Source organism: Streptomyces sp. URMC 123 (genome assembly GCF_051386515.1).
GTDB lineage: Bacteria > Actinomycetota > Actinomycetes > Streptomycetales > Streptomycetaceae > Streptomyces.
In genome coordinates this window covers 1-8,483 of record NZ_JBPQTV010000283.1, presented here as the reverse complement: position 1 = coordinate 8,483, position 8,483 = coordinate 1, and the positions used below count along the sequence as shown (strand labels likewise).

Annotated in this window: 8 protein-coding genes; 4 read left to right on the top strand and 4 right to left on the bottom strand. The window is 75.5% G+C overall.

What is annotated here, in order from left to right; all coding sequences use genetic code 11:
- Nucleotides 1–82: 82 nt before the first annotated feature.
- The 4 genes from ACSNOD_RS24835 to ACSNOD_RS24820 all read right to left on the bottom strand — a co-directional run bounded on the left by ACSNOD_RS24835 (nt 83) and on the right by ACSNOD_RS24820 (nt 4,872).
- Nucleotides 83–733: a GTP-binding protein gene (locus ACSNOD_RS24835; protein WP_436769266.1), complete on the bottom strand. Its 651-nt coding sequence runs from the start codon at nt 731–733 to the stop codon at nt 83–85.
- Between the two features lie 109 nt (nt 734–842).
- Entirely contained in the window at nt 843–1,202 is a 360-nt protein-coding gene (locus ACSNOD_RS24830) for a DUF742 domain-containing protein (RefSeq protein ID WP_436769265.1), read from the bottom strand.
- On the bottom strand, nt 1,199–1,645 hold the full coding sequence (locus ACSNOD_RS24825; RefSeq protein ID WP_436769264.1) for a roadblock/LC7 domain-containing protein: 447 nt from the start codon (nt 1,643–1,645) through the stop codon (nt 1,199–1,201). Before ACSNOD_RS24825 ends, ACSNOD_RS24830 begins: the two co-directional genes overlap by 4 nt.
- Complete coding sequence (locus ACSNOD_RS24820) at nt 1,645–4,872, bottom strand: ATP-binding protein (protein WP_436769263.1); 3,228 nt, start codon at nt 4,870–4,872, stop codon at nt 1,645–1,647. The genes ACSNOD_RS24825 and ACSNOD_RS24820 overlap by 1 nt, the downstream gene beginning before the upstream one ends.
- Nucleotides 4,873–5,218: 346 nt before the next feature.
- Here ACSNOD_RS24820 and ACSNOD_RS24815 point away from each other — a divergent pair, with 346 nt between their 5' ends.
- From ACSNOD_RS24815 to ACSNOD_RS24800, 4 genes are all read left to right on the top strand, one after another.
- Entirely contained in the window at nt 5,219–6,211 is a 993-nt protein-coding gene (locus tag ACSNOD_RS24815) for a TauD/TfdA family dioxygenase (protein ID WP_436769262.1), read from the top strand.
- Nucleotides 6,204–6,986: a sulfite exporter TauE/SafE family protein gene (locus ACSNOD_RS24810; protein WP_436769261.1), complete on the top strand. Its 783-nt coding sequence runs from the start codon at nt 6,204–6,206 to the stop codon at nt 6,984–6,986. The genes ACSNOD_RS24815 and ACSNOD_RS24810 overlap by 8 nt, the downstream gene beginning before the upstream one ends.
- Nucleotides 6,987–7,050: 64 nt before the next feature.
- Nucleotides 7,051–7,401, top strand: a complete 351-nt coding sequence (gene cutA / locus ACSNOD_RS24805; RefSeq protein ID WP_436769260.1) for a divalent-cation tolerance protein CutA — start codon at nt 7,051–7,053, stop codon at nt 7,399–7,401.
- A 186-nt stretch (nt 7,402–7,587) separates the two neighbouring features.
- The coding region (locus ACSNOD_RS24800) for an FG-GAP repeat domain-containing protein (RefSeq protein WP_436769259.1) at nt 7,588–8,483 on the top strand (896 nt) is incomplete at its 3' end.

Sequence of the window (8,483 nt, the reverse complement as noted above, 5' to 3'; positions counted from 1 at the left end):
GGGTGGGGCGCCGTCGGGGACCCCTGGTGGGCCGGGCAGCCGGCCGGGAGCTCGGGGGCCGGCCCGCCCGGCGGGTGGATGCTCATGACGTGCTCTCCGTGACGCTGTCCGTGACGGCTTCGATCAGATGGCGGACCAGGGCGATCAGCGCGCGGACGGACGAGGCGTGGTCCCGCGCGTCGCAGACCACCAGCGGGGTGCGCGGCAGCAGGTCCAGCGCGGTGCGCAGCTCCGACAGCTCGTACGGGGTGCTGTCGGGGAACGCGTTCACCGCGACGGTGAACGGCACGTCCAGGTCCTCCAGATGCCCGATGGCGTCGAAGGACGCCTCCAGGTCCCGGGTGTCCACGAGCGCCAGCGCGCCCAGCGCGCCGCGCGCGAGGTCCTTCCACGCCGGCAGGAAGCGCTGCTGGCCCGGCGTGCCGAACAGATAGAGCACCAGCTCCCCGTCGAGCGTGAGCCGACCGAAGTCCAGCGCGACGGTCGTCGTGGTCTTCGCCGACCCGGCTGGCGCGGTGTCCACGCGGGCGCCCGCCTGCGTCATCGTCGCCTCGGTGGACAGCGGCTTGATCTCCGAGACGGTGCTGATCAGCGTGGTCTTGCCGACGCCCATCGGGCCGACGACGAGGATCTTGGCGGCGCCGGAGACGGTGGGGCGGACGTAGACGCCGGAGTCGGCGGAGCGGCGGGCCCCGGTTCCCGGGGCGGCCCCCGGGGCGGCGGCCCCGGCCATTGCCCCCGGCGTGACCCCGGGCATTGTCCCCGGCGCGGCCCCGGGCGGGCGGGCGGCTCCGGCCGGCCCGGCGGCCGGCGCCGGGACCGGCACCGGCCCGCCGGACAGTTCAGAGCTTGCTCTCGAGCCCATCGAGCACCTTTCTCAGCAAGTCCACATCGGTACGCTCGGCGATCGGCACGGGCGGGCGCGCCAGCAGGTGCCCCCACTCGATGAGATCCGCGAGCAGCACCTGCACCACGGCGGGCGGCTGGCCGAGGTGCGCCGCGACCTCGGCCACCGACAGCAGCCCCTCGCAGAGCTCCACGATCCGCCGGTATTCGGGTTGCAGGGCCTCGGGCAGCTCGTCGCCCGACGCCCTGACGAGGGTCTCCAGGGGCAGGGCCGCCCGCGAGGAACCGGCGCGCCCACCCGTGATCACATACGGCCGTACCGCGGCGGTGGTCCGTTCCTCCCCTGGCCCGATCATGACTCGGGGCCGGCCGCCTCTCGGGGCAGGCTCGTCAAGTGCGCCCCGATCTTCGCCACGAGCAGCTGCATCTGCTGGGCGACCAGGCCCACGTCCGCGGTCTGGTCCGTGGCCACGCCCAGCGAGGCGCCCAGCCCGGCGGAGGTGAACAGCACGAAGCCGTGCTCCGACTCGACCATCAGCTGGCGTACGCCCGCGCCCGCGCCGAACAGCAGCGCGACGGCGGACCGGCTGGTCACCGTCATCGCCGCGCACGCGGCCGCGAGCGACTCCGCCTCGGCGACGGTCAGTTCGGGCACGTCGCCCGCGAGGCCCTCGGCGGAGTCGTGGCCCATCCGCAGCCCGTCCTCGGACACCACCACGGCGTGCCGGACCCCGGGAATCCGCGTCAGGGGACGCAGCATCCATCCCACATCGGGAAGCCTGGATATGGTTCCGGCCACTACCGGTCTCCTTCGTGTGCTCGACGATCTGTCTCCCCGGGGCGCGGCTCGTGCTCCGGGGCGGGGGAGGGCGGACCCGAAGGGTCCGCGCCAGGGGGTGGCGCGGGGGTCGCGCCGAGTTCCGCGGGTGACGCGGCCGCGCCGGGTTTTGCGGGTGACGTGGGGGTCGCGCCGAGTTCCGCGCGGCCGCGGCGGGTGCCGGCGAGGACGCTCGCCACGGAGGCGCGGGCCGCCTCCGGCGACCAGTCCGGGCCGGCCCGGGGGGCCGGCGCGGGAGCGGCGGCCTGCGGCGGCGGTGGCGTCGCGGACGCCCCGCCCCCGGCGCGCCGCCGGCTCCGCCGCTGCGGCAGCCCCGACGGCGTCGTCCGCGGCGCGGCATGCCGCGGCCCGCTCCCGCGAGTGTCCGCAGGAGCCGGGTGCTGAGCGCCGCCGACGCCCCGCCCGTCCGCGCCTGTCCCTTCGGGTGCGTTTCCGCTCACTGCTGACGGCCCGTCGCCGCCCGGACGCCCGTGGCTGCCGTGATCGGCGTGCGCGCCCGGGTGCGGCTGGATCGCCCCGGGGCCGTCGCCGGCCACGGCCGCGTGCGGCATGGCGCCGTGACCGGCGTTGCGTGCGTCCGCCCCTTCGGGCGCGCCCGGGTGCTGGGCAGCGGCCCAGGCGTTCCCGTCACCGGGCGCCTGGTCCGGCATGGCGCCAGGGCCCGCCCCGGGCGGTGCGGTACGCAGGTGGGTCGCGTGAGCGTCGGCTCGTTCGGGCGCGCCGCCGCTCACGGCTGACAGGCCGTCGCCGTCCGGACGGTCGTGGATGCCGTGACCGGCGTGTGCGGCCGGGTGCGGCTGGGTCGGCCCGGGGCCATCGCCGGGCTCCGCGGCGTGTGCGTGTGGCCCTGCGGTGCCGTGCGGGGCCTGTCCGCCGTCGGGCGCGTCGATGCCGGCGCCGCCGCCGGGCAGGGCCGTGTGCGGCATGGCGCCGAGGCCCGCAGTGTGGGTGTCCGTGCCTTCCGGGGCGCCGCCGTCTGCCGTCCCGAGCGCCGCGCCCGGGTGCTGGGCAGCGGCCCAGGCGTGTCCGCCCCCGGCCGGCTGCCCGCCGGTCTCGGCCGCTGGCGGCATGGCGCCGGCTTCCGCCGGAGGCGGTGCGGTACGCGGGTGGGCCGCGTGGGCGTCGGCTTCTTCCGGCGCGCCGCCGCTGGCTGCTGACGGGCCGTCGCCGGGCGCGGCCGCGTGCCGGCCGGTGGTGCCGCCCTGGGCCTGTACGTCGCCGGTGCCCGGCGCGGGCGGTGCCGTGCGCGGGCCGGCCGTGTGGGCGCCCGTGCCTTCGGGCGCGCCGCCGTCTGCTGCTCCGGAGGCCGTGCCCGCATGTTGGGCAGCGGCCCAGGCGTTCCCGTCGCCGGGCGCCTGACCTGGCATGGCGCCGGGGCCTGCCGCGGGCGGTGCGGTACGCGGGTGGGCCGCGTGGGCGTCGGCTCCTTCCAGTGCGCCGTCGCTCACGACTGACAGGTCGTCGCCGGCCGGACGGCCGTGGGCGGCGTGGCCAGCGTGTGCGGCCTCGCCCGGCATGGCGCCGTGGCTGGCCGTGCCTGCGTCCGCCCCTTCGGGCGCGCTTGTCGGGCTGGGTGCCGCGCCCGGGTGTTGGTCGGCGGCCCAGGTGTGTCCGCCCCCGGCCGGCTGTCCGCCGGCCTCGGCCGCCGGCGGCATGGCGCCGGGGCCCGCCGGAGGCGGTGCCGTGTGCGTGCCGGCCGCGTGGGCGTCCGTCCCTTCCGGCGCGCCGCCGGCACCGGGCGGCGTGCCGAAGTTCTCGTTCGTGGCCCAGGTGTGCCCGTCACCGGGCAGGGCGCCGGGGCCCGCCGCGGTCGGCACCGCTCCCCGGGGGGCGGGCTCGTACGGGACCGGCCCGGGCTCGTAGGGGAACGTGGCGTCGAGCGCCGGCGGTGCGTGGACCGTGCCGTAGGGCGGGGTCGCGCCCGGGGGCGTCAGGGCCGCGGGCTGGCCCGTCGCCGGGGTGGGGAGCGCCATCGCCGCCGAGCCCTGCTCGGCGGCGACCGGCTCCGTCAGCAGCCGGTGCGGCACGAAGACGACGACCCGCGTGCCCCCGTACGCCGAGGCCGTCGAGAGCTCGACGCCGAAGCCGAGCTCGCGCGACCAGCGCCCCACGCAGGCGAGCCCCAGCCGCGGCACCGCCCCGAGCTGGGCGAGGTCCAGGCCCTCCGTGAGCTGCGCCTTGGCCTGCTCCAGGACGTCCGGCGGCATGCCCAGCCCCGCGTCGTCGATCTCGATGACCGCGCCGGCGGCGACCTCCCGCACGGAGACGACCACCTGCGTGCGCGAGGGCGAGAAGACCGTCGCGTTCTCCAGGAGTTCGGCGATCGCGTGCATCAGGCCCTCGACCGCGGGGGCCACCGCGTACAGCGTCCGGCCGCCGTGCACGTCGACGCGGGCGAACTCCACGATCCGCGACTGCGCGCCCCGTACGCAGTCGAACAGCGTCACCGGCCGGGTCTCCCGCCGCGCGGGCCAGATGCCGCACATGACCAGCAGCGTCTGCGCCTTGCGGGTCATCTGCGCGGCGGCGTGGTCCGCCTTCATCACCTCGGCCATGAGCAGCGGATCGGTGACCAGCCGGCCGAGCCCGTCGAGGACCTGCTGCTGCACGGTCGACATCGCGTGCATGTTCCGGGCCACGGACTCGAACGCGGCCTGGACGGAGTCGCGCAGCATCCGCTCGCGGCGGGCGGCCTCGTCGGAGCCGAGCGCGGTCACCACGGCGGCCACGGCGCGGCCGAAGCCCTCACCGGTCGCGCCGGTGGCGATGGGCCCGGGGACGCCCTCCATGCCCTGCCCGTTACGGGTGCGTTCGAGGATCGCGGGCAGCCGCGCGCCGGCGAGGTGGGCCATCTCGGCGCCGCGCGCGTCGGCGAGCGCCGCGGCGCAGGCCGCGTCGGTCCGGGCGGCGGCCAGGGCCTGGCGCAGCCGGGTGATCCAGGCCGAGCCGAGCACGAGCAGGGCCGTGACGGCGGCCGCCGCGACGGCGGGCCAGCCGCCCGGGAGCACGGTCAGCAGACCTGCCGCGAGGGCGCCGCCGACCAGCGCCGCGAGCACGGTGAGCGACCAGAACGTCCGCCCGTCGGCGCCGCCGGATCGGCCGTCGGCGCCGCCGGTCCGCCCGTTGGCGCCGACGGTCCGGCCGGGGGCCCCGGCGGTGGGCGTGGGGAAGGGGGAGCCTCGGGTCATCGGTTTCCTCGAACGAGCGAGTTCGTCGGCCGTACCGTGCCCGGGCCCGTCGTGCCCATCGTGTGCCGCGTTGAGGCGAGGACGACGACCTCCCGGGAAGTGCGCAACTGGACACGGTCAAGAGTGGGGAAATACTACTGATCAAGTGTTTCTTCATGTTCGAGCGTTGTCCAAATCTGACTCAAACCCGCCACCCCGACACCGGCGTCAAACGCCCCGCACGGCCCGTGCCCACCCCCGTACACCCCGAAGCAATCCCTGCTCACGGCCCACGGAAAGCTCAGAAGTACCTCAACTCTTCGGCTCGCGGGGGACGCGCGGCGCGCGTCTGCCTAGGCTCCGGACCATGCCTGCCTTTTCCGTCGAACCGATCCCCCTCACCGACGCGGCGAAAGCCTCCGCCACCGCCGCGCTGACCGCGCTCACGGATCTCGCGGAGCTCGCGGGCAGGGTTCCCGACAGCGACGTCGCGCTCTACCTCGAACACGGCGCCAAGCAGCTGCGCAACCACCTGCCCGCGGAGGTGCTCGCCGCGCTCTCCGCCTGGAGCTGCGCCCCCGAGCCCTGGCTCACCGTCACCGACCTGCCGCACGCGGCCGATCACGTGCCCACCCCCCACGACGGCTTCTGCGACGAGTCCCGGCTCACCGTCGTCAACCTCGTGCACTTCGGGCTGCTGCGCCTCCTCGGCCTCACCCCCGTCGCCTACGCGTGGGAGAACGAGGGCCGGCTGATCCGCAACGTCGCGCCTCGCCCGGACGCCGCCCGCACCAACACCTCCTGGGGCTACGCCCGGCAGCTCGACTGGCACACCGACGACTCCGTGCTCGACCACGCCGCCGACGGCGAACCGGCCGCCGCCATACCCCACTTCCTCTCCTTCTACGGCATGCGCAACACCGAGCGGGTGCCCACCGAACTCCTCCCCGTCGACACCGTCGTCGCCGCGCTGCCCGAGAACGTCACCTCGGAGCTGCGCCGCCCGGAGTACGCCGTCACCGCGCCCGAGTCGTACACCACCGACCCGCACGGCAACCCCCTCACCCGCACCGACATCCCCGTACTGTGGACGCTCCCGGACGGGCACACCGCCATGCGCTACGGGCCCGGCCGGATCAGCGGCCAGACGCCCTGGGCGCGGGCCGCGCTGGCCCGCCTGGAGGAGTGCCTGGCCGAGCTCGACGGCGTGCCCGTGACCATCACGGCCGGCTGCTTCCACGTCTTCGACAACCGCCGGGTGCTGCACCGCAGGGTCCCCTTCGAACCGGCCGCCCAGGGCCGGTCGCGCTGGCTGCGCCGCTGCTACGCGCAGCGTGAACGGCGGCTCGCACGTGCCTGACATACCCCTCACCACACTGCTGCTGCTCTGTCTCGCCGCCGCGGCGGCCGGCTGGATCGACGCCGTCGTCGGCGGCGGCGGACTGCTCCAGCTCCCGGCGCTCATGGTCGGCCTGCCGCACTTCGCGCCCGCGTACGTCCTGGGCACCAACAAGGCCGTCGCCATCGTCGGCACCTCGGCCGCGGCCGTCACCTACGCGCGCAAGGCGCCGATCGACGTGCGCAACGCCGTACGCATCGGGCTGGCCGCCGTCTGCGGCTCGCTCGCCGGGGCGTTCTTCGCGGCCGGCATCGACAGCGCCGTGCTCCGGCCCCTGATCATGGTGGTGCTGCTGGCCGTCCTCGCCTTCGTGCTGCTGCGGCCCGCCTTCGGCACCGCCCCCGCGCCCGGCCCGGCGACCCGGCAGCGGGTGCTCACCGCGATCCTGGTCGCGGGCGTCGGCATCGGCTTCTACGACGGGCTGCTCGGCCCCGGCACGGGCACCTTCCTGGTGATCGCGCTGGCCGCGATCCTCCACATGGACCTGGTGACCGCCTCGGCCACCACCAAGGTCGTCAACGTCTGCACCAACTTCGGCGCGCTGGTGACCTTCGCCGTCCAGGGCACCGTGCTGTGGGGGCTGGCCGCCCTGATGGCGGTCTTCAACCTCACCGGCGGCATGGTCGGCGCGCGCATGGCGCTCAAGAAGGGCAGCGGCTTCGTGCGGGCGGTGCTGGTCGTCGTGGTCGTCACGCTGGTCTGCAAGCTCGCGTACGACCAGTGGCTGGCGCCGTGATCGCGTGGCGGCGCCCCGCCGTCGGGGCGCCCCCGGCCGGGCCCCGCGATGCGAGGATCGAGCCATGACAGACACGGACTTCCTGACCGTTCTGACCACGGCCGACAGCGCGGACAAGGCCCGGACCCTGGCGCGCGGGGCGGTGACGGCCCGGGTGGCGGCCTGCGCCCAGATCTCCGGCCCGGTCACCTCCGTCTACCGCTGGGAAGGGGCCGTCGAGACGGCCGAGGAGTGGCAGATCCTCTTCAAGACGACCGGCGCCCGCTACCGGGAGCTGGAGGCGTACATCGAGGCGACCCACGACTACGACACCCCGGAGATCATCGCCACCCCGGTGGTCCGCGGCAGCGCGGACTACCTGGCGTGGGTGGCCGCCGAGACGGGGGACCGGGCCGGGGAGCGCGCGGGGGACTGAGGGCCGGTCGGACCGGGGAGCAGGGGCCGGTCGGACCCCGGGGGTAAGGGGCGGGCCCCAGGGGCCCGCCCTACCACGCGCTCCCCCGTGGGCCCGGCGGTTGACACGTGAAGATCTTGTGCAACCATCCTGCTCACGCTGCGGTCGAACAACCGATCGGCCGCACCCCTACACCTGGAGAATTACGTGGCCAAACTTTCCGGCCGCAAGCGTGGACGCGCCCTGACGCGCATCGCGACCGCCGTGCTCGCCGCCACCCTGGTCGGTGCCACCGCCGGCACCGCGATGGCGGACGGCACCCAGCCCGCCGCCCAGGGCATCGAGTCCGGCGCCATGCCGCAGTCGGCGCCGAGCAGCACGATCGAGGCGGTCGCCACCGGCAGCGCCCCGGTCTTCCCGCTCTTCGGCGTCGAGCCGTCGGGCAACGTCTACGTCTACGGCCCCAACGGCAAGGGCGGCCTCACCGACCGCGAGTACGTCGACGAGGGATGGCAGGACATCACCGCCGCCGCCAACCTGGACCAGAACAAGGACGGCGAGTCCGACGCGCTGTACTTCTGGGACAACGCCGGCGGCCTGCACTACCAGACCGACGAGTACAAGTACATCGGCGGCGGCTGGACCATCTACAACAAGGTGCTCGCGCCGGGCCAGCTCGGCGGCGGCCAGGCGTCCGACATCATCGCCCGCGACAAGTCGGGCGTGCTGTGGATCTACCTCGGCTACGGCGACGGCACGGTCACCGGCCGGGTCAAGGTGGGCGCCGGCTGGGAGATCTACAACCAGATCGCGGGCCAGGGCGACCTGACCGGCGACGGCAGGACGGACATCGTCGCCCGCGACGGCTCCGGCGTGCTGTGGCTCTACAAGGGCACCGGCGACTACCGCGCGCCGTTCGCCCCCCGGGTGAAGATCGGCGCCGGCTGGAACATCTTCAACAACCTGGTCTCCACCGGTGACGTCAACGTCGACGGCCGCAGCGACCTGATCGCCCGCGGCACGGACGGCACCCTGTGGCTCTACAAGGGCACGGGCAACGCCGCCGCGCCCTTCGAGCCGCGGGTGAACATCGGCACGGGCGG